This is a genomic window from Yoonia sp., assembly GCF_030731595.1.
GTDB lineage: Bacteria > Pseudomonadota > Alphaproteobacteria > Rhodobacterales > Rhodobacteraceae > Yoonia.
Window position 1 is genome coordinate 1 of the sequence record NZ_JANQTS010000001.1, and the last position, 1,718, is coordinate 1,718.

At 55.6% G+C, this 1,718-nt stretch carries 1 protein-coding gene; it reads right to left on the bottom strand.

The window, feature by feature from the left end; genetic code table 11:
• Positions 1–607 precede the first annotated feature (607 nt).
• Positions 608–1,525: a DMT family transporter gene (locus NWQ23_RS00005; protein ID WP_306164126.1), complete on the bottom strand. Its 918-nt coding sequence runs from the start codon at positions 1,523–1,525 to the stop codon at positions 608–610.
• Positions 1,526–1,718: the final 193 nt, after the last annotated feature.

A 1,718-nucleotide genomic window follows, 5' to 3' on the forward strand; every position in this document is an offset into this window, starting at 1 on the left:
GGCCACATTCACAGGGCCGGGAGTGAAAAGTAGATGTTTGTCCAAATTCAGGTCAGGCTCCAACGACGCAGCAACCTGATGTCACAACGCCGGTACGCCCATGGTGCGTCCCCGAGCGCGATCCGCGCAGAGACATCGAGAGGGCACAAATCGAGTTCGAAAACACAGTCCCATTCGGGGCTGTTGCTGTGTCGTCCGAAAATTGGACGCGTATGGAAAACTATCAGATGCCTGAACCGGCCAATACATGCGGCTCAGGAGCTCCTCAGATGCTTCATAGCAGCATCCTGACAACGATGTCATAAGGTCGAATAGAAATGCTCGTTAGCAATTTGGCCAATTGATTGTCGTCTTACCTGCGTTGTCTGGCTGCGAAAACATCAGGCAAAAAAGGAAGACGTAGTTAGCGATCAAGTTTGGCCGTAGAAATACCGATGCACGCCATGATGGTGCTCCAGTCGATAGAGCCGTAGGGCCAAAGTCGCGCAATAGCAACACTTTTATCGGAACCCCAAAAGCAGCAATCATCATGCGCAAGTGTATCAGATCACACATGCAACGCACCCACTCACGGCGGCCCCATCAGGAATAGGTTGTCCCCAATCCCCTAAGGTGACGTGATCGGCGGCGGCCTACGTCGCTTGCCTGACAGAGCGTTTCCGGCGATCGCCGCAAGCAAAACTGCGCCGCCTGTCAGTGTGTTTATCGTGGCGGTTTCGCCGATGAACAACCAGACCCATAACGGGCCAAGGAGCACTTCGGCCAGTGACAACAGCGCAAGTTCCGCAGCAGGAAGGCTGCGAGACCCCAGTGTATACAGGATCAACCCTGCGCCGACCTGAAACACCCCCATGCCCATGGCAATGCCGCCATCCCGGACCGACAACACCAGAGGCAAATCCAAAAACAGACATATGCCGGACGTCACGATGATGCCGAACAATCCGGACAGAAACACCGACGGCAGCATTTCACCCGATTTCCCCCACCGCAGCGCCACAGTGAAGACCGCAAATCCAAAGGCGGACCCCAACGCCGCAAGGCTACCCTTCAGGGCAACGCCTCCGGATTTATCTGCGACCATGATCGCGATACCGGCAATGGCAACGGTGATTGCCACCCAGGTGGCAGGGCGTACAGGTTCACGCAAGACGGTCCACCCCAGAACTGCCGCCATGAAGGGTGCTGTTGCAAACAAAAGCATGGCGTTTGCCACGGATGTCGCTTGGATCGCATATATTCCGCCGGAATAGGCAGCAACCAGCGACAGCCCCGCGATTACCGCTGGAAACCCGGTGCGGCGGATCTGGGCAAAGGGGCTTTCACCAGAGCGCATGCGAATGAACACATAAAGCAGAAGTGACAGGCTGGCCGAACGGTAAAGCAATATCTGCCACACAACCGCGTCTTCGATCAGCCGTATTCCAAGCCCGACGGTCGACCAAAGCACACCAGCGGCAAAGACAAACAGGACACCGAACCGGTGCCCGTCAGTGCCGAGTGACGATTGGTTCATGGCAGTCATTCAGGCTCCGCAAGACAATTCTGCCTCATTGCTAGCGGTATGGCTGTCGCTTTGGCCTTCCGTTTGCGACACTAAAACTGTTCGTGGCAATTAGATGCCAAGGAATGAGCTACAAGTGAGCTTTTGCTGCCGACTCCACATCGGACCAGCGCAACAATACTTCGGGTTTAGCGTCAGGCAGCCGATGGAGGAT